The sequence below is a fragment of the Paenibacillus sp. J2R1T-4 genome (assembly GCF_059692235.1).
Genome location: NZ_JCAUBA010000014.1, coordinates 165,044 through 184,403, shown reverse-complemented (window position 1 = coordinate 184,403; position 19,360 = coordinate 165,044). Strand labels below are relative to the sequence as shown.

16 protein-coding genes and 1 pseudogene are annotated in these 19,360 nt (G+C 48.8%); 15 read left to right on the top strand and 2 right to left on the bottom strand.

Annotation, left to right across the window (positions count from 1 at the left end; all coding sequences use genetic code 11):
* Positions 1-188: 188 nt before the first annotated feature.
* The 3 genes and pseudogenes from AC58QD_RS22240 to AC58QD_RS22230 form a co-directional block, all read left to right on the top strand.
* Positions 189-302 (top strand): annotated as a pseudogene (locus AC58QD_RS22240) (sugar phosphate isomerase/epimerase family protein); the annotation flags it as partial.
* Positions 303-471: 169 nt separating this feature from the next.
* Positions 472-789, top strand: coding sequence for a hypothetical protein (locus AC58QD_RS22235; protein ID WP_497337202.1), 318 nt, complete (start codon positions 472-474; stop codon positions 787-789).
* Entirely contained in the window at positions 786-1,100 is a 315-nt protein-coding gene (locus AC58QD_RS22230) for a GDSL-type esterase/lipase family protein (protein ID WP_497337201.1), read from the top strand. The genes AC58QD_RS22235 and AC58QD_RS22230 overlap by 4 nt, the downstream gene beginning before the upstream one ends.
* Positions 1,101-1,390: 290 nt before the next feature.
* On the opposite strand, the gene AC58QD_RS22225 is transcribed toward AC58QD_RS22230, so the two are convergent.
* On the bottom strand, positions 1,391-3,643 hold the full coding sequence (locus tag AC58QD_RS22225; protein WP_497337200.1) for a helix-turn-helix domain-containing protein: 2,253 nt from the start codon (positions 3,641-3,643) through the stop codon (positions 1,391-1,393).
* 225 nt (positions 3,644-3,868) lie between these two features.
* Between AC58QD_RS22225 and AC58QD_RS22220 the strand changes: the two genes are divergently transcribed.
* From AC58QD_RS22220 to AC58QD_RS22170, 11 genes are all read left to right on the top strand, one after another.
* Positions 3,869-5,470: an extracellular solute-binding protein gene (locus AC58QD_RS22220; protein WP_497337199.1), complete on the top strand. Its 1,602-nt coding sequence runs from the start codon at positions 3,869-3,871 to the stop codon at positions 5,468-5,470.
* A 35-nt stretch (positions 5,471-5,505) separates the two neighbouring features.
* The gene (locus tag AC58QD_RS22215; RefSeq protein ID WP_497337198.1) at positions 5,506-8,472 is read left to right on the top strand and encodes a hypothetical protein; all 2,967 of its coding nucleotides are present in this window, start codon (positions 5,506-5,508) and stop codon (positions 8,470-8,472) included.
* A gap of 206 nt (positions 8,473-8,678) precedes the next feature.
* Complete coding sequence (locus AC58QD_RS22210; protein ID WP_497337197.1) at positions 8,679-9,698, top strand: Gfo/Idh/MocA family protein; 1,020 nt, start codon at positions 8,679-8,681, stop codon at positions 9,696-9,698.
* A complete protein-coding gene (locus tag AC58QD_RS22205) occupies positions 9,695-10,948 on the top strand; it encodes a DegT/DnrJ/EryC1/StrS family aminotransferase (RefSeq protein WP_497337196.1) in 1,254 nt (417 codons plus the stop codon). The genes AC58QD_RS22210 and AC58QD_RS22205 overlap by 4 nt, the downstream gene beginning before the upstream one ends.
* Positions 10,949-11,169: 221 nt before the next feature.
* Positions 11,170-12,831, top strand: a complete 1,662-nt coding sequence (locus AC58QD_RS22200; RefSeq protein WP_497337195.1) for an extracellular solute-binding protein — start codon at positions 11,170-11,172, stop codon at positions 12,829-12,831.
* A 91-nt stretch (positions 12,832-12,922) separates the two neighbouring features.
* On the top strand, positions 12,923-13,876 hold the full coding sequence (locus tag AC58QD_RS22195; RefSeq protein ID WP_497337194.1) for an ABC transporter permease: 954 nt from the start codon (positions 12,923-12,925) through the stop codon (positions 13,874-13,876).
* An 18-nt stretch (positions 13,877-13,894) separates the two neighbouring features.
* On the top strand, positions 13,895-14,770 hold the full coding sequence (locus tag AC58QD_RS22190) for a carbohydrate ABC transporter permease (protein ID WP_497337193.1): 876 nt from the start codon (positions 13,895-13,897) through the stop codon (positions 14,768-14,770).
* A gap of 157 nt (positions 14,771-14,927) precedes the next feature.
* Positions 14,928-15,911: a glycoside hydrolase family 20 protein gene (locus AC58QD_RS22185; protein ID WP_497337192.1), complete on the top strand. Its 984-nt coding sequence runs from the start codon at positions 14,928-14,930 to the stop codon at positions 15,909-15,911.
* A gap of 4 nt (positions 15,912-15,915) precedes the next feature.
* Positions 15,916-16,104, top strand: a complete 189-nt coding sequence (locus AC58QD_RS22180; protein ID WP_497337191.1) for a hypothetical protein — start codon at positions 15,916-15,918, stop codon at positions 16,102-16,104.
* Entirely contained in the window at positions 16,104-16,232 is a 129-nt protein-coding gene (locus AC58QD_RS22175; protein WP_497337190.1) for a hypothetical protein, read from the top strand. Before AC58QD_RS22180 ends, AC58QD_RS22175 begins: the two co-directional genes overlap by 1 nt.
* Before the next feature lie 918 nt (positions 16,233-17,150).
* Entirely contained in the window at positions 17,151-17,573 is a 423-nt protein-coding gene (locus tag AC58QD_RS22170) for a group II intron maturase-specific domain-containing protein (protein WP_497337189.1), read from the top strand.
* 91 nt (positions 17,574-17,664) lie between these two features.
* Here AC58QD_RS22170 and AC58QD_RS22165 read toward each other — a convergent pair whose 3' ends face one another.
* Complete coding sequence (locus AC58QD_RS22165; RefSeq protein WP_497337188.1) at positions 17,665-18,717, bottom strand: helix-turn-helix domain-containing protein; 1,053 nt, start codon at positions 18,715-18,717, stop codon at positions 17,665-17,667.
* A gap of 426 nt (positions 18,718-19,143) precedes the next feature.
* Here AC58QD_RS22165 and AC58QD_RS22160 point away from each other — a divergent pair, with 426 nt between their 5' ends.
* Positions 19,144-19,287, top strand: coding sequence for a helix-turn-helix domain-containing protein (locus AC58QD_RS22160; RefSeq protein ID WP_497337187.1), 144 nt, complete (start codon positions 19,144-19,146; stop codon positions 19,285-19,287).
* Positions 19,288-19,360: the final 73 nt, after the last annotated feature.

Below are 19,360 nucleotides of genomic sequence, written 5' to 3'. Positions count from 1 at the left end.
CACCGGTGGGCGCTGGCCGTTCCGAGTGCTTTGGCATTCACGTCGATCCCTGACCGGGCAGGCGGTGGCATACGGATCCGTTGGAGCCCGGCCGTTTGGTGAGCACGAGCTGCTCTGCGACGTTAATGAATCGTTTGTTCTTGTTCATCCAGCAACTCTCGTATAATTTGATAGATTCAGGGAATGCTAAGCAATCAGGGTACGACGGGTACGCCTCCATCGAATTCGAAGGCATGGAAGACGCTCTGATCGGCACAGCATACGGGTTGGAGAACGCCCGCCGTATTTGGAACGAATTTTAGGGAGTTCGAAACAGAACCCTGCTACCTCAACTTTGAATGGAACGCTGAAGGCGTGTTGGGATTAACGATTACTCGGCCGGTCAAAATGTAAAAAATTGAGAATACGGCAATCATTCCAGTGCCTAAGCTGGAGGAGGACTGCTACGATTGGTGGGAGAGGCATGAACAGGTGCTGCGGAAGCAGAAGGTAATCGATCCCGAGGTCGTCCTCATCGGCGATTCCATTACCCATTTCTGGGGAGGTGAGCCAGCGACGAAGGGCATCCAGGGGGCGGCCGAATCGTGGAGCGCCGTATTTACCCTTATCGGGTGCTCAATATGGGATTCGGATGGGACAGGACGCAAAATTGCTCTGGCGGCTCGATCACAGGGAGATGAGCGGTATTTCTCCCCGCACAGTTGTCATTCTGATCGGAACCAACAATACAAGCGACAGGGAACGCTCGGGCGAACCGCCCGGAGGAGATCGCGGAAGGCTTACTGGTGATTTGCGACCGGGTTAAAGATTTAGCTCCGCAAGCGAAAATCATTATCATGGCCGTGTTCCCCCAGGAGCAGTTTCCGGACCATCCCCGCCGTGAGCTAATCGCTGAGATTAACGCTCGTTACGCGGAGTTGGTGAAGGAACGGCAGTACGATTTCGTGGATATCGGTCCGCGTATGCTGGAGACGGACGGAACATTGTCCGTTCTGACGGCGCCCGACTTCTGCCATCCGACTGAACGAGGATACTGGCATTGGGCGGACGCGCTTCGACCTCATCTGGAGCTTTATGTAAGTAATGACGTTCGTGACTAGACTCGAAACTTGAATATCGAATACAAGTTGGATCCGGGTGATGAAGCCTACGCGGGATACAAGGCGTTCCCGACGGCTATGCTAAAGTCAAGCGCATACTGGATCACCTTCATTTGAGGGATGCCGTTCATCGTAACGGGGAAGGCAGCTGCGTGCCCATCGGGCACGGAAACACCCAAGTGAAAACTACTGGCCTTGCTAAGTAATCAACAAGAGATACCGGAATCAAGTGGCTAATTCAGCACTTGGTTTTTTGTTTTACACCGTACGATTGAGTTTATTTTCCATCATTATATATAACCCTTCAAATCTGAGGCTTCAGTTCCAGTATGTTTCTTCTGGTAAGTACCTGGCGTGAATCCTGTAACTTTCTTGAAAATGCTGATAAACGTAGTGCTATGAACGAAGCCGACTTTCTCAGAAACCTCCTGAACGGTAAAATTGCCCTGTCCCATTAAACGCGCTGCCTGCTCCACTCTAACAGAGTTGACATAATCTACAAACTTGACGCCATACTCCTCCTTGAATAATCTGCTGATTGAGCTCGAGTGAAGATTGAAGGTATCCGCCAGCATCGACTGCGACATGTTCGGATCACTATAATGCTCATCAATATAACGCTTGATGTCCTGCACGACGGTCCGATTGTTCTTGGAGTCCTTCCATTCACGAATCCGATCAGAAACGACCTCAAGAGTCTTGCTCAGGGAATTGCCGATATCCTCGAGCGTCTCTCCTTTTCTCAACGCTTTCTCCAAAGAGGTGTTTGCACTTAACCACACATTCTCCAGCTCATCAGGCAAATCACTCATCTTGTGCTGAATGTGAAACAACAGGACGAACAGCAAGTTCCTTACTTGTTCTCCACTGAAGGAGCCCGTCTGCAAAGTGGCAATGAACTGGTTTAGCTCATCCTCCCATGCACGCTCTCCCATTCGCAGCGAGCGACTCATTTCTTCAATTCTTTGCAATTCGGTAACTGTGTTGTTTTGCTCGCTATCCGGCAATACGCTTTGATCAATAATTCGGTTCAGCCCAAGCGACACCTTGTATGAAAGGGCCTTGCGAGTAGTCTGGAAGGAGAGAGACACGGCCTCGATCCGCTCTACCGATACACCAACTGCAATCGTCACCGTGAAGGGAAGCTCCCTTTCAGCCCACCCACGGAATTGCTCCATCAACTCCAGGAAACTGCCTTCCATCCCTTCCTCCTGGATCACAATAGCCCCGAATTGGTGCTCGCTAAGCCAATCAGACGCAAAAGAAATATGGGACCGACTTAGACTTCTATTAAATACGGTCTGAAGCGTATCTTTGAACAGTTGTTTCTCATGCTCAGGGTACATTTCGGACATATCGGTCAGGAATCGATCCATTTCAACCAAAATCGCAGTAGGACGTCCAGTTTGAAGCTGTAGCCCAAACATCTCCTCCTCCAAGGTCCCATAAAAGGATGCTGATTCGATGCGCCCTTCTGCCAAACGGCGAAATTGATGGGCTCGCTTCAGTTTCAGATTGGCTTCGTTTTCTTGTTTAAGTCGGGTGGAATCCTTCCATAGGTTATCGATGGCGTGGCCGATCGTTTGGAACTCATCCTTGCTCCTGTCAGGAAGCGAGCTGGCCGGTTTGTGCAGCGCATCCACCTTGCTGATTTGACTGATCAAAGACTGCATGGGCCGATAATGCTTGCGGGTAGTCATCACAAGCCAGACCAGACCCACCAATATGCAGAAACCGCCCAAGGAAATTGAAATATACAATGCCGGTTCCGCCCAGCCCAGTATGCCGGGCTGCAGGACCCCGCTCTCCATCGTCCATCCGGTATACGGCATATTCGCCTGGGCCAGCTTCCTGCTTTCTTTGCCGTCTTCCTCCGTCATTTCGGTAGAAACTACCGGGTTGCCGTTCCGATCCAATACTTTCAGGTAACCCGTTGTCTGATGAACAGACCGATTAAGCAGCTCTTGCATCGTCTCTATACGAATTTGGGCGACTAACAACCCTCTTGTTCGCCGATCCGCAATTCGGGCCAGCGAGATTACTTCGTCACCTTCGTTTGAAGAGGGGGTAGAGGAGACCGTCCTGAGGTCTCCCCATACATATCTGGTCTTTGAATTTAATTTTTCTTCAATATAAGCCCGATCCGGATGTTTGTTAAGCTCTGTAATCATGGTGGCTTCCAGCACACCTCCGTCTTCAGGCTTCATCAGGTACAGGTCATGAATAATCGGGAAACGCTTCTGAAAGCTCGTTAAAGCGAGCGCGGCCTGATAGGAGGACACGTACAAATGGTCATCGTAATTATAATAATAACCCTCTATCGTTTCGGAATTGATCAAGGAGAGCATGCCCTCTTCAATCTCAATCAATATCTGTTCCATCATCTGTGCAGCATTATTGACAACGTTTTCATTAGACTGAATGGAGGATTGCTCCGCTAATTGCCGTACCGTCAGAAACATAATCAATAACAAGGTGCAGCAAACCGCAAGGAACATGGGCATGTAAGAAAACAACATCCGATAAAACCAATTGCGTTTCATGTTGTCCCTCCTTCCTGATCTCCATTAAATATCGGCAGCATCCGTCAATTACCATAATTATTGCCCTTCAGCCTTATTACGTCAAGGTTATGGAAGCACTATCAAAAATGCAAAGCTCTGCAAAATTGCTATATATCCAGCATGGTTGGCATCCGTTACGATAATAAGCAAGCCGGCGGTTTTAATCCAATTATTCAAGCAACGAACAAAGGGGATGATTCGCAATTGAGACAGAAGCATGGTTCGAGAGGGAAGACACTTGCTACGCTTGTCCTTGCAGCAGCTGTACTAAGCGCATGCAGTACTGACGCTGACAAAAACAAGTCAGAATCTACACCGACACCTGGAGGTTCTGTATCGAATGTCCAACAAAGAGAAATGTTGAACCTTCGCATTATGATCGATGGTCCAGCCAACGCCCAGCTTCCTGCAGCTCAGGATGATTTCGTAAAAAAAACGATTGAAGAGAAATTCAATGTCAAGCTACAAGTCGATTACATGATTCCTAATCAAGATTATATCAATAAGCTGAACGCCAACCTCTCAGCTAACGATCCGCCGGATATGTGGCGTGATGCAACTGGAGATGGCGGACAAAAATACGCGATGGATGGCGTCCTCGGAGACATTTCCAAATTTGTAACCCCTCAAACTATGCCCAACTATTTTAAATTTTGGGTGGACGAGGAAACTTTCAAGCGCTACCAGGTTCAAGGAAAAACTTTCCGTGCCCCCCTCCCGTACAGTAAAGAGCTGTATAAAGCCTGGTATATTCGGAAGGATTGGTTAGACAAGCTGGGCTTGCAAGTTCCGAAAACTTATGAGGAATACTTCGAAGTTTTGAAAGCGTTCACCAACAAGGATCCTGACGGTAATGGAAAGAAGGATTCGTACGGCTTCACTACGGCTGCAGGCGGCGATGGAATTGGTTTGGAATGGCCGGAATATTGGAAAGCCGGGCTCGTCTTCGCCCTCTCCCTTGAGAATGGCAAGGTCCTGGATATACAAACTGATGTGCGTCTGGAGCAAGTATTGAACGATATTTCTAAGGTTATCGCTGAAGGAGTCATCGACCCCGACTGGTTCCTGAACAAAAATCCGCAGCACACCGATAAGGCAGCTCAGGGAAAGGTTGGTGTGGTCTTAGGGTCAACGAAAGATTTTGCCTATGATTCCAATCCTCAGAGTTTACAAAGCAAAACCAAAACGTTATTCCCGACTGCTAACTGGGTTCCGTTCACTCCGTTTGGCAAGCAGCCCATCCAAACCTTACCTGGTCCTGGCTCACCTTTTGTTTTCCCTAAATCGGTAGTAGACAATGACCCGGCCAAAGTGACCCGGATTGTGGAGATTCTGGACTGGTTGGCAAGCGAAGAAGGATACCTGCTCACCCACTACGGGCAAGAAGGCAAGCATTACACCAAAAGCGGTCGGACCGTTACACTTAAACCGGAAGCAATCTCGGCTGACATCACGAATAAGGGCGATTGGCTGAGCATTTGGGATTTCTTTACACCCGCTTCGCCGAACGTATACGGCCTGACCGTCATTGACCCCAAGCTGACCGAGCGCGATCGTGAAATTGAGAAGGCGGTTGCTGCGATCCCGACGGCTCCTTACATCGGCACAAGTCTTATTCCGCCGCCCGGATTCGATTTGGCTACATTCCGCAAGCGCCAGCGCGAGCTTCAAGCCAAGGCTATTTTCGAAGATAAATCCGGGAAGAACTGGCCTGCTTATCGGGAGGAGCTTCTGACCAAGTATGAGGGCAACAAATTGTTCCAAGGATATGCGGAGCAGATCAAAGCAGCAGCGGTTAGCAAGTAATCACTTCTTATAAACCAATTTGGAGGGTGATCACCGTGAGGACATTACGTACGTCGATTGCTGGTTTTCTGATTTTTGTACTGTTGCTGGGCGGGCTTCAAGCAGGAAGCCCTTCCGTTCATGCGGACTATAATGATATATCTCTAGCACTTGCAAACAGTGGGTTTGAAGAACCCCAGCCAAATACAGCTATTCCCGGTTGGTCCATGTCTTATAATGGCGGGCTTGCGTCCACCACCACCGAGAAGGCGTACAAGGGAGCGAAGAGCTTAAAGCTCGTCGACGCGTCGATTACTTCAGCAGTTGGCCTGGAAAGCGATAAAATATCGGCTGAGACAGGTTCGGTTTATACCGCCTACGCGAACTTATTCCTTAACGGCACCGAAGCCCAGATCTATGTCCGATTCTGGGACAGCAATAACAACATCTTGGGATCGTCGAACAGCGTTTCAACCAACAACGGAGCCTGGCATGAAGTGAAAGTACAGTCAACCGCCCCTGTAGGGACCCGCTATGTAAGCGCGCTGCTGTATACGTCCTCTGTCGCTACAGGCACTGCCTATTTTGATGAAGCAGGGATATCCGTTGAGAGAGATATGCTGATCAACAACTACAGCTTCGAGAAGTACATCGGCAGCAGTCCTTCAAGCTGGGAATTGATACACAACGGGGGAACAGCTACGGTTTCTACTGATCGAGCCTTTACCGGAACCCACAGTCTCAAAATGGTGGACAATCGAAACGATAAGGCACTCAGTATGCAAAGCTCCAAACTGGCAGCGGTTGAAAATGAAACTTATACCCTTCAGGCCAGAGTTTTCGTCAATGACGGCCAAGGAGCCCAGCTTTATATGAAGTTTTGGGACAGCAGCTTGAATTACATCGATTCATCGCCGTTCGTCAATACCGGCAGATCGACCGGGGACTGGAAAAGCTTGTCCATATCGGGAACCGCCCCCGCCAATACAAGTTACGTCACGGTCATGCTGTACATTCCTGCCGCGACTACGGGCACCGTGTACTTCGACGATGTTCAGATTAGCAAGCGGATTACGCAATTAGGGCCCCAAATGACCTCCACCATCGTGCATGGAGCTGCTTTCGGATACGACGAGAATCAGAAGCCCGTCCTGTATGCCGTTACCGATGGCAGTGGAGCCACTCCGCCCAGACTGGCCGTTATTGACTACAATACGAATCAAATCGACAGGATTGTAGATGTTGATGCTCCGAGCGGCGGCACCAGTCCCGCTTGGGCCGTTACCTTCTCTTCGGATGGAAAAGTATATATGGGATTATTGAACATGACAAACGGTGCACTTTACAGATACAACCCCGGAGATGCTTTTGTAGAAAGTCTCGGAGTACCTGACCCCGGCTCCAAACTGATCTGGGATGTCAAATCAGGCGCAAATGGCGAAATTTATGTGGGTACGTCTGCCAATGCGACATTATACAAATATGTATATGGAACAGGCTACTCCGTAGTAGGGGCTGCTCCTCTGCAATCAAATGAAACATTCGTCAGAAGCGTCGCATACGACCCTGTTTATAATGCTGTGTTTGCCGGAATAGGAACTCACGCCTACCTGAAGCGGCATGATTTCGACACAGGTCAGACCGTCGAGATCCTGCCCTCCTCCTATCATTCGGAAGCCTATGTATACGACCTTCAATACAGAGACGGCAAGTTGTTTGCCAGAATGTCCCCGAGCCCCAATCAACTGGTGTTTGATGTGACGGAGGGTTTGAATGGAGATGTAGTAGTGGTGCTGGATAGCGAAATACCGAATTTCACCTCATATGGACTCACATCCAGCCTTAATGACGAGGTTTACTACACGAGCGATAAAGTAATACACAGCTACAATATGGTTTCCAAAACAGCAAGCTCGCTGAATGCAGTGCTGCCGATCAATCCAATCGAGATGGAAATTGCCCAGTTGGACGACCAGCTGCAGTATCCCGGTTATACCGTAGTCGGTCTTGGCAGTAATGCAGGCCAACTCATGCTTGTGAAATATAATCTACAGGACAATGTGGTGCACACCGTTGAGCTCTCCTTGCCGGAGGCCAACACCAGTATTAATTCTGTCGCAGTTGGACCCGACGGTCGTATTTATACGGGAGGATTTCTGAATGGCGGGCTCGGCGCCTATACGCCGCTTCGAAGCGATCTGACCGAGCAATACAAAGCAGTAGGCCAAGCCGAAGGCATGTATTCCTTCAACAACAGGCTTTACCTGGGGGTTTACCCGCTTGGCCGCATATACGAATACGATCCCTCCCAACCTTGGACGCTGAACACCGGTGGCAGCAATCCGAAGCTGCTGTATACTACTGGCGACGAACAAGATCGGCCGTATGCCCTTGCCTCAGGCGGCAGCAAGCTCTTCGCCGGTACCATACCGAAAGCCGGGGCCGTTGGAGGCGCCTTGACCATCTATGATACGGCCCTCGGAGGGTCGCCTACCGTCATTCGCAATATTGTTCAGGATCAGAGCGTGACTGCACTGACCTACAAGGATGGCGTCGTTTACGGAGGGACATCGATCTGGGGAGGGGCTGGAACGACCCCCACTGCCTCTTCCGCAGCCTTCTTTGCGTATGATGTATCGAGTGGTCTGAAGACCCTGGAAATCGTGCCGGTTGTCGGAAAGAAAGCCATTACGGCCTTAATGGTTGGCCCGGACGGGAACATCTGGGGGCTCGCTGAAGGGAATTTGTTCATATACAGTCCTTCCCAGCAGCAAATCATTTACAACCAGCTTAAATTCTCTAACGTCTCGTACACTGGGGCTACTTATTCTGACGCTACGATGCTGATGGGTAAAGATGGAAATATTTACTTAAAAATCAGAAACGGGTTGTATAAAATCGATCCTGTGACCAAAACGGTAACAAATATATCCACCGGGATAAACGTTAGAGGCCTTACTCAAGATGATTTTGGCAATTTGTATTTTTACAATGGCGTGAACTTGTATCGGTATTCGTTCTAGCATCCTGCAGGCGTGGAACGAAGCTGTTCTCCGGACTGAAGGACCCAACGCATCGGGCTCTCCTCGATACCCACATTCCCAACGGGACCGTTCCTTTAGCAGTTCGACTGCTAGGGAACGGAATGGCAGAGGAAAAGTACGACAGCCAGCTACTGACTCGTGTGCGTCTTGAACTGCAGTGAAAATTAGAGGAAGCTGGTGAGTGCATGTCATACCGATTCGCCGTTATCGGCTGCCGGCATGGGCATATTACGAGATTTATAGACGAAATGCTGCAAATGGGGCACGTCTGTGCGGGTATATATGACTCCGGCGATGGAAGTTTGGCTAGGAAGCTGGCGAAAGACTATAAGGTTCCGTACGTGAATAAGGTGGAATTGTTGCTTGAACCGTCCGTTCAACTTGTAGGTACTTCCGCCATAAATAATGAGAAAATGGACGTCATCGAGTTATGCGAGCGGCATGGCAAACCGGTCATGGCGGATAAACCCCTTGTCACCAACCGCACTGAGTTAGAGCGGCTTGAGGCCGTGCTGAAACGGGGCCGCATCCAGGTAGGCATGATGATGACAGAACGCTATCGCCGATCGATCATTACCTTAAAGCGGCGAATCGATGAAGGCGTGCTCGGAGAAATTACCCAAATTGCGATCCGGAGGCCGCTTAAGCTTTTTCTCGGGAACCGCGATCCGTGGTTTTTCTCCAAAGTTCAGAACGGTGGAATTATAGCGGATCTCATGATTCACGATTTCGATCTGCTCCGCTGGTTGACCGGCGAACCCGTCGATGAAGTGCATACGGTTGCTGGCAAAAGCATACTGCCGGAATACCCGGACTTCTATGACACGGCCAATATTCAGGCTGTACTAGGCGGACGCATTATCGCCGGTCTTCACGCCGAGTGGCTTGCTCCGGAGAATGGCTGGGCTGCGGACGGACGCCTATTTGTGACGGGCACGAACGGCTGCGCAGAAGTGCGGCTGTCCGGGGATCCGGTCATTGCCGAGGAGGAGCTGCTTTTTACTGTGTACGGCGAGCAGCGGTTTCAGCGGGAAGAGCTGGCGCATGCGGAGTCAGGCTTGTGCGAAGACTTTATTCGGCGAATCGAAGGAGTGGAGAACTTCGGCCCGTCTCACACGGACTTATGGGAAGCTTGCAAAGCCGTCATAGCTGCTGACGAAAACGCACGCAGATTAAAAAATAGAAACGAAATGGTGATGACATGAGCGACAAAGGGCATTTGGCCATTAACGGTGGTCCGAAAGTAAGGAAAAATCCGTTTCCGGAACGCGGATTGCTCGGGGAGGAGGAGAAAAAAGCGGCCATCGCACTGTTCGACGAAGCGATTGCCAGCGGAAGCGCATTCGGCTATATGGGTCCCGAGGAGGAAGCGTACTGCAGCGAGTTTGCCGAATTTATGGGCGGGGGCTATGCGGATGCGGTCAACTCGGGCACGACGGCCGTTTATGTTGCTTTGCGGGCGTTAAACCTGGAGCCGTTTACGGAGGTCGTGGTCAGTCCGATTACCGATCCGGGCGGCATGATGCCGATCGCGCTGCTGAACTGCATTCCGGTTGTCGCGGATTCAGCTCCGGGGAAGTACAATACCGACGCTAACGAAATCGAAAAAATGATTACGCCGTTGACAAGCGCGATTCTTGTGGCGCATATTGGCGGCGAGCCGCTCGATATAGAGGCAATCGTAGCTGTAGGAAAAAAGTACAGCATTCCGGTAATTGAGGATTGTGCGCAAGCGCATGGAGCTGCAATCCATGGCAGGAAGGCAGGATCGTTCGGCGATATCGCTGCATTCTCGACCATGTTCGGCAAGCATCACTGCACAGGCGGTCAAGGCGGAGTCGTTTTCACCAGAGACGAATCGCTCTATTGGCGGGCAAGACAGGCGTCCGACCGGGGCAAGCCTTTTGGTCTACCCGACGGCTCGACGAACGTTATCGCGTCGTTGAATTTCAACCTGAACGATCTCGCGGCCACAATCGGGAGTGTACAGTTGAAGAAGCTGCCGCTAATCGTGCAGAAGCGCCGCGAAGTCGTGGCACAATTAAGCGAACATATGAGCAAGCTGGAGGCAGTCTCGGTCCCGCAGCAAATCGAAGGCGCGGAGGCATCCTATTGGTGGCTGCGACTGGAAGTCGATGAGAGCAAGCTAAGCTGCGATAAGGAAGCCTTCTGCAGCGCTTTGATTGCGGAGGGGATTCCGATCAACTCATCATACCGGGCGATGCCTCATCTGATGGACTGGTTTCAGAAGCAGTGCGCATTCGGCACTAGCGGGTATCCGTGGCGTTCTCCGGCTTACAAGGGCGATCCTGACCGTGAGTTCGAGGTGCCGAACGCCATGGCGGCGACAAGCGTACAGTTTAATTTATCCGTTACGGAAAGCTGGGGAAAACAGGAAATCGAGGACACCGCTGAAGCATTCAAGAAAGTGGAGAAGGCCTATTTGAAGTCTTAAATACAACCCTGATTAAGACACTGAGTGATAGCCGACCGTGGGAACTTGATACTCCTGAGCCCAGTTCACAACCGCTTTGGGCTTCAGCGCCAGAAAGTCGGGATGCTGGCGTGCTTAGGCATGCAGATCTTTAAGTGTGCGATCAGCTAGCAGGTCCAGCATCGTTTCTCCCCGAAGATTGTCATCCGTTGTCCGAATTCATTTATAGGAGGTCATTAGAGATGGGCAAGTCAAATAAAATGTGGGTACCGTTATTAGTCGCTTCAGTGATGGTCATGGGCGTTGTGGCAGCCGGATGTTCGTCGGGAGACAGCGGCAGCAAGGAAACGCCTAGTGCTTCCATCAAGCCTGGAGTAGCGGCGAAAGATAAGCCTAATATCGAGCTGTCCATGTTCATGAATAACTCAGGCCTGGAGCATTATCCTCTGGACACTACAGATCCGAGTAACAATCCCTTCATCAATATCGTAGAGAAAATCTCCAACGTTGACCTCAAGATTGAGGTCCCGCCATACAAGGATTATCAAACCAAGTTCAATCTGCTCTTATCTTCCGGTCAATTGCCAGACATCCTGCACACGAATTTTCCTGCTCCTACTTACAAAGTGGCACGCGAGGGTGCTTTCATCGACCTTAAACCTTATTATGATAAATCTCCCATTGTCAAGAAAGTCATTACCCCGCAAATGATGGAGCTCGCCAAGGATCCGATCAGCGGTAAATATTGGCGCATCCCAATGGCCCTTGACAAAGGGCCGCAAGGCCATGGGATATATACCCGCTATGACCTCGTCGAGAAGTACAACGCCGGCAAATGGCCGGAATCCGTGGAAGAGTGGGTAGATTTGCTGCGGAAGATCAAGAAAGCAGAACCGGACTCTGTGCCGTTCTCTACTCGGATCGTGGGAGACCAGCTGTTCGCTTTTGGTGGTGCTGTATTCTTCAACCTATACGGAGCAAACCCTTACTCGTATCGAATTCAAGGCGGCAAGGTTATTCCGAATATCGTGCTGCCGGAGTACAAAGCGGCGGTCGAGCTGATGAGATCTCTTTATGATGAAGGTCTGTTCGATAAGGAATTCGTGACATCCGATTCTACGATCTGGGCTACGAAGTGGGCGAACAAAAACGTGCTGTTCCAATGGAACGGGGCGGATCAGATCCTTCCGGGCCTATCGTCCATCATTACAACAGGAACGGATATTCAGAAAAAATATAAGTATGTGTTCGCTCCATCGTTGAAGAAATTCCCGGCTGTCCTGGCCGATCCTAAGTATGCGGCAGGATCTGTGGCATCCCCGATCTCGGATCACGGTCTGTACATCTCCTCCAAAGCCAAGGATAAGGATCGCGCATGGGACGTCATCGAAGCGTTCGCAGCGGATGAGCTGAAGGAAGCGGTCTTCTGGGGCAAGGAAGGCGAGACGTATATCATAAAGGACGGCAAGCGTACACCGATCGCCGAGAAGTTGGGCGCGAAGGAGCGGACATGGGCCCGCCACTTGATGCTGATCTATGGCTTTACAGACGGCCAAGACGCTCAGAATGCTACTTATGAACTGCAGATCGGGACTCCGTTGTTTAAGACGGTCCAAGACAGTATGAAGGTGCTTGCAAGCGAAGCCGAGAAGATCGGGTTGACCAATCCCCCGGGATATGTAGAATCGGACGATGTCTTGATGAAGAACTCCGAAATGATGCAATCGATCAATAAGTTCACGTCCGAAGCGATCATGGGCCGCATCACGATGACTCAGTTCGACCAGGAAGTCAAGGCTTGGGAAGCCAAGTACCGCGCGCTGAAATACGATCCGCTGCAAAAGTTTATCGATGCCAATAAAGATAAGCTTCGCTCTCTGGGCTTCAAAAAGGTTGACTGGTAAATTTCGGATCGGCCTCAATGACGAATCATCTTCTCTCAGGAGCAGATGGGCATTCATCTTTTAATTCTAGTGAAGAGGGGCATTTCCAATAATGGATCCATCGACCGCAATTGAGACCTGGCCAACCGTCCCCAAACCGAATAAGCGTGGTCGGGTGAGAGTAAGCACATTAATTAACTTGTTTATTTTGTTCGCGCCTACGGCCATTCTTCTGTTCTTGTTCAACTATAAGCCGATGTACGGCATTATTATTGCCTTCAAGAATTACTCGATCTACAAGGGACTATGGGGCAGCGAATGGATAGGCTTAAAGCACTTCGAGTACTTTTTAACAGACGATAAGTTCTGGCAAGTTATGAAGAATACTCTCTTAATCAATTTTTACGACCTTATTTACGGGTTCACTGCGCCGATTGTTTTCGCTCTATTGGCCAATGAGTTGTATCAGAAAGCATTCAAACGCGTCATGCAAACCATCTCTTACTTGCCGCACTTTCTGTCCTGGGTCGTAGTTGCGGGGGTGTTCACATCTTTCCTTTCGCCAGAGACCGGGCTGTTCAATCATTTCTTAGGCATTTTCGGGATCGACCCGATATACTTTATGGTCGAACCGGGACTGTTCCGCGGACTTCTGGTCTTCGCTGATATATGGAAAGGTGTGGGCTGGTCCGCTATTTTGTATTTTGCCGTGATCGCCGGAATCGACAGCAGCCTCTACGAGGCCGCATGGATTGACGGCGCCAGCCGTTGGCGTCAGGTCCTTCATATCACGATCCCTCATATGGTCCCCATGATTACCTTGCTGCTTCTGCTACGGATCGCACATATGTTCGGCATCGATTTCGACCGGATCTTCCTTATGCAGAATCCGCTTGTCTACGACGTATCGGACGTCATCAGTACGTACGTGTACAGATTAGGGCTCGAGCAATCCCAGTTCAGCTTGACGACTGCGATCGGACTTATGCAGAGCGTGTTGGGATTCCTCTTGTTGATCGGATCGAATCAATTGTCCAAGCGTTTGACCGGCATGGGCTTGTACTAAGGAGGTAAGAGGACTTACATGGATAGGTATATGTCGCCATCACGGCTGATCTTTCAAATTTTCAACTATACGTTCTTCGTCGTGTTCTGCATCACCATCCTGGCTCCATTCATCAATGCCATCGCGATCTCCTTGAGTAGCTACAACGGGGTTCTGTCGGGCAAGGTCGGGTTGTGGCCGATCGAGTTCCAGACGGATTCCTACGAGAAGATTGCCGGCAACTACACGTTCCTGCGCTCCGCGGCGAATACGGTGTTCCTGACCATCGTGAACACGACTCTGTCCGTCATCATTTCGCTCTGCGCGGCCTATGCGTTGTCGCACAAAATGTTCAAGGGCCGGACAATCGCCTTAACGTATATCCTGATCACGATGTTTTTCAGCGGGGGGCTGATTCCTTCCTACCTGAACGTGATGGATATGCACTTGGGCAATACGTATTTCGCCCTGATCTTGCCTTATCTCGTCAACCCGTTCTACATTATCGTGTATAAGAACGTGATCGATTCATTGCCGAAGGAGCTGATGGAGTCGGCGGAGATCGACGGAGCCGGGGAAATCCGCATGCTGTTCCGCATCGTGCTGCCGTTGGTATTGCCAATGACAATGGCCTTCGTCATTTTCAGCGCTGTCTCGCATTGGAACCAATGGTTCGGCGTCCTGCTCTATATCAAGGAGAAATCGATGTGGACGCTGCAGTTCCAGCTTCGCGAAATTTTGAACAATTCCAGGCTGGAGGACGAGGTGCTCAATCCGCTAGGCCAGCAGATCATTCACCCGGAGAACCTGAAGATGGCCGCTCTTATGGTCACCATTCTGCCGATTATCGTCATCTATCCGTTCGTACAAAAATATTTCATCCATGGCCAGCTCGTCGGTGCCGTAAAGGGTTAACCTAAGCCATTTATTACATGTACGACTGAGACTAAAAATAGAGCCAGTATGATCAAAAGCCTTGATCTTACTCAATGTGATTAACTTAACGGTATAGTCAAATAAATTTGCCCCCTTTAGGCATCAATCTAAAGGGGGCAAAAGGAGAGAATGTGCTATGGATAAAAAAATGTGGGGGATATTAGTTCATCTTGGGATGAATATGTGGAGTGACCGCAAAATTGATGAAACGCTCGCCTTTGAAAAAGACGTATGGGACGACATTGTTGAGGCGTGCGTTGCAAACGGATTAAATACGATAGTTTTGGATTTGGGGGAAGGGGTGCAGTATGCCAGCCACCCTGAGCTCGCAAAACCGGGGGCATGGACGCGGGAGGAGGTCAGGCGGCAGGTAAAGCGGTTGAAGGCTGAAGGCATCGCGTTGATTCCTAAGCTGAATTTTTCCGCCTGCCATGACGCCTGGCTCGGAGACTACGGTCGGATGCTTTCCACTCAAACCTATTACAGGGTATGCCGGGAGCTAATCAGCGAAGTTTACGGACTGTTTGACGCTCCGAAATACATTCATTTAGGAATGGATGAAGAGGATTACGAGATGCAGCAGGAAATGGACCTTGTCGTTATTCGTCAGGGAGAGCTTAGGTGGAATGACCTGCAATTTCTGTGTGATTGTGTAAGTGATACCGGGGGAACCCCCTGGATATGGGCCGACCTTTATATGGACGTTACCGAAGAATTCAGAACCCGCGTAAGCAATGAAAATATTGTTTTGAGTCCGTGGAACTACAACGCTATTAGACGGGAGCATTATACGCCGATTGAAACGAGACCGGGAGAGGCGCTGCGTTATGCTGACAGAAACTATAAATATATTGAGGAAGTGCCGTTCTGCACAAACTTTATGGAAAAATCGCCCCGTCTTGCTGATGACGGCTATAAAATCGTTCCTTGCACCTCGAATTACTTTAATTGTGAATACAACATTCCAGATATGGTAGAGTATTTTAAGGAAATCGCCCCCGGCGGCAATTTGCTCGGACATATTACCGCACCGTGGAAAAGAACCACTAAGGCGCATTTGGACAGCTTTAAAAAAGAAATCCGTATGTTGGGTGAGGCAAGGGATAAATTCTACAGCTAGCAGGGTGCTGAAACAGGAAGTCATAAGATACTACAGTTTGCGCGCAGGTACAGCTCAAGGAACAGAAGCCGGAGCGATATTGCTGCAATTCTGGGGTGAGGCTGATTTTCGGCGCCGTGCGAAGCTGGGCGTCTTGCTCTGCACGACCAGTATCGCAATAATGAAGGGATGGAACATTCGTTCCAAGGGGTGATGGCCTATCATGTCTATTCTCCGACTTATCGGCGGAACGTTGCCAGCTTGGCGGAGATCGGCTGGAATGCGCAAAGAGAGTATATGCATCTGCGCGAGACGATGCGGAAGAAATTCCAGGTTTATTGAAGCTTTATAGATACTGTCGACGGCGAATCAATGTGTGATTAGAACAAATATCCGGGAACTAACATATCTAAAAATCCTCAAGCATTGTCTGCTTGAGGATTATTTAGATTAAAATATTCAGTCATTATGGTAGGTGCGGCTCTGAGATATTACTTTCTTATAAGCGACACAGTCTACGCTCCCAATCGCAGGTTTAGCATCGCGGCCTCCACATTTAATTCGAACCTCCGCTTTATCACTATCGATGATACGGTTCGGCGGAAATAAGCCGATAAAGTCGACTTAAAACGCCGCCGTGACTTGGATCGGCGTATTTCCGCTATCACGGCTACGTCGACCTGTACAATAGGCAGGCGGTTTTCGCTTTTCGGAAAATTAGCCGCTTAACGAACAATAAAGTCGTTGGTGGCTTTTAAATAATAACCGTCATTATTATATACCGCATCATCAGTATGTTTTGTGATGTTTCTACCTTAATCGATAATCTTTCCATGCAAGCACACGGAAACATTTATACCAAAGAACATAGCATTATCATAGTCAGCAGCAGACTTTAGAACAAAACCACTATTGAACATATCATTGCTCCTCGATCTTTGGAGGGTAGTCAGACTTTAATAGTTCAACTGAATCGTATTTTGCAGTTTCGAAAATTAACTTTGCTGGGGCTTTAGCCGTAGGATTCTTTACTATGTGGCCGTAAACCTTACCAAATTTTTCGAATACAAACATAGTCTTATCCGGTTCATTGAGTAGTGGATATTTATTGAGCATGAAACACCTCCGAATGAACCTATTCGACACAAAGAAAGAAAATACCTCCAGGTGGCGAATGGTGAAAGTTGAGAGGTTATTTATCAAGAATTATTCAGGAGAGGGTTTGGGTTCACGTTTAGTTGGGACAAAAAGAACCCGAAGGTGAAGATTTCTGGACCTTCTTTGCAACGTGTGAAAGCAAAGATTAAAGGGATTACATCTCGGAAAAGTCCGATTTCAATGGAGAACCGAATCAAAGAGCTTAACCAATATCTAACGGGATGGTGCGGATACTACGCATTGGTAGAGACTCCCCACATTTTTCAGGAACTGGACGAGTGGACACGAAGAAGGTTGCGGATGTGCGTTTGGAAGCAATGGAAACTACCGAGAACGAAGGTAAGGAATCTAACGGCTCTAGGCATTCCTATACAGAAAGCGCATGAATGGGGCAACACGAGAAAGAAATACTGGAGAATTGCTTGTAGTCCGATTCTTCACCGGGCTTTAGACAACCAATATTGGAAATCTATGGGCCTAAAGAATCTAACGGATAGATACAAACTTTTGCGGAATATGACATGAACCGCCGTATACCGAACGGTACGTACGGTGGTGTGAGAGGACGGGGGCTAGGCGCCCCCTCCTACTCGATTTTAAAGGATAACCTGAGTCCCTAATTGACATCGTCTATATCTAAGAATCGGGTGAGTTCTTTTGTATCGCGGATATCGAGTACGTTCATGAGGCGTAGCAGGTTATGGCTATCCGGTGCAGTTTCTCCAGCTTCCCATTTTTGATAGGATCGTACCGATGTGCCGATGGCGTCCGCAACCTCTTTTTGGGTATATCCTTCGCGGTTACGGATCCTTTTGAGTTCCTCGTTATCGAATTCCATCAACTGTGGTCCTATATGTAAAGCGTACCACACATCGGTTCCATCCTCTTGCTCCCCCCAGCAATTAAGGCCCCATATAGCTGTCGTCGGCCCGACCTGAATGAAGAGCTCACCTTTGAGGCGGTCATTCACTTTTGCCCACACACGCACTGGGTTTTTGATCCGAATTCCAATCCATCTTAAGATCGGATGTCCAGAAGCGTCACACGGGAATGTACCCGAGACTCGAATTTTATTGCCATCTCTGCTGGTGTAATCATAATTATATTGCTGTTCCAAGGGGTAGATTATCGGTAGAAGATCGCTTCTCTCCAAAACATCATTGTAGGATACGATAAAGTGCTTGGGCATTTTATCGGACAAATTGAGAACTTCGATAAGCTTCAGGTAGTGAGACCATTGGAATAGGAATTCAGTCTGACATAAAAGTCCCGTTTGTTTGATGGGGTAGTTAAATATCAACTCCACTTCTAACTGGTGGTGATAATGCATCTCCTCCAGCGTTACAAACAGCTGTTCGATGTATTCAGAAGCTTGCTCACCATATTTATGTTCCCGAATAATTCCCATTACATAGTCATTTAGTTGTCCTAGTTTGTCAAAGTTTCTCTGGGATCGATAAAAATAAAAGGGGACGCGTCTGAGAAAAGTTTCAACAGGGAGTGAATGGTTCGGGAAGTATAGCTCGTTTTCCTTTTCTCCAAGGTAGGGAAATATTTCTTCACCAATGGTTTCATGCCTACCAAAGTAAGACATGAGCTTTGTAATAGTCTTGGGATCGTCTATATACTTCTTTAACTGTTCCTCAACCGAGAGTGTAATCGCTGGCATCTCCTGCACCTCCTGATATGATACTTCCAGTCTAACACGAAGAATTTGGGTATTATAGATGTCTATTTATTCGTGTATTAACGAGAGCAGGGCAAACAAATTGCGATATACCAATTGTTATATGGTATGATTACAGAATTCTAAACGTCATGTTATTCGTAGGGACTTATGATCTTTAAAGTTAATAGTCAACTTTACCATAAATGTCGGGTAACATTAAAGTTGGTGCATAGACATTAATGTTGGTGCATTTACAAAATAGTTGGTACTCCTTTGCTTGGAGTGAAGTCCAATAAATATCACCTAGAAGTGGTCCCGATGATAATAATTATTCGGGACCACTTTTCTAAAGGCGGAGGAAAATGGATACCATCGGTGCAAGAATTAAGTTTGTCAGAAAACTGCGGGAACTAAATCAAGTAGCAATTGCCCGGGCACTTGGTATATCACAAGAGAACTCTTAGTGAATTAGAAAGCAACAAGTTTTCACCTTCTGTAGAAACGCTCATACAACTTCATCAAAAATTTGATGTGGACTTACATTGGCTTCTATTAGGGAAGAAGAACTAAGCGCGGGTTTTGGGGTATAGTGCATGCCACACTGACAGCGATTAGGTCAGGGGCTCGGGCTCCCTTACTCCAC

Excerpts from the sequence above, each read along its gene's own strand:
- AC58QD_RS22205 (WP_497337196.1), top strand. The coding sequence starts at position 9,695 with ATGAGCGACAAAGGGCATTTGGCCATTAACGGTGGTCCGAAAGTAAGG.
- AC58QD_RS22190 (WP_497337193.1), top strand. The coding sequence starts at position 13,895 with ATGGATAGGTATATGTCGCCATCACGGCTGATCTTTCAAATTTTCAAC.
- AC58QD_RS22175 (WP_497337190.1), top strand. The coding sequence starts at position 16,104 with ATGGCCTATCATGTCTATTCTCCGACTTATCGGCGGAACGTTGCCAGC.
- AC58QD_RS22210 (WP_497337197.1), top strand. The coding sequence starts at position 8,679 with ATGTCATACCGATTCGCCGTTATCGGCTGCCGGCATGGGCATATTACG.
- AC58QD_RS22195 (WP_497337194.1), top strand. The coding sequence starts at position 12,923 with ATGGATCCATCGACCGCAATTGAGACCTGGCCAACCGTCCCCAAACCG.
- AC58QD_RS22165 (WP_497337188.1), bottom strand. The coding sequence starts at position 18,717 with ATGCCAGCGATTACACTCTCGGTTGAGGAACAGTTAAAGAAGTATATA.
- AC58QD_RS22225 (WP_497337200.1), bottom strand. The coding sequence starts at position 3,643 with ATGAAACGCAATTGGTTTTATCGGATGTTGTTTTCTTACATGCCCATG.
- AC58QD_RS22185 (WP_497337192.1), top strand. The coding sequence starts at position 14,928 with ATGGATAAAAAAATGTGGGGGATATTAGTTCATCTTGGGATGAATATG.
- AC58QD_RS22200 (WP_497337195.1), top strand. The coding sequence starts at position 11,170 with ATGGGCAAGTCAAATAAAATGTGGGTACCGTTATTAGTCGCTTCAGTG.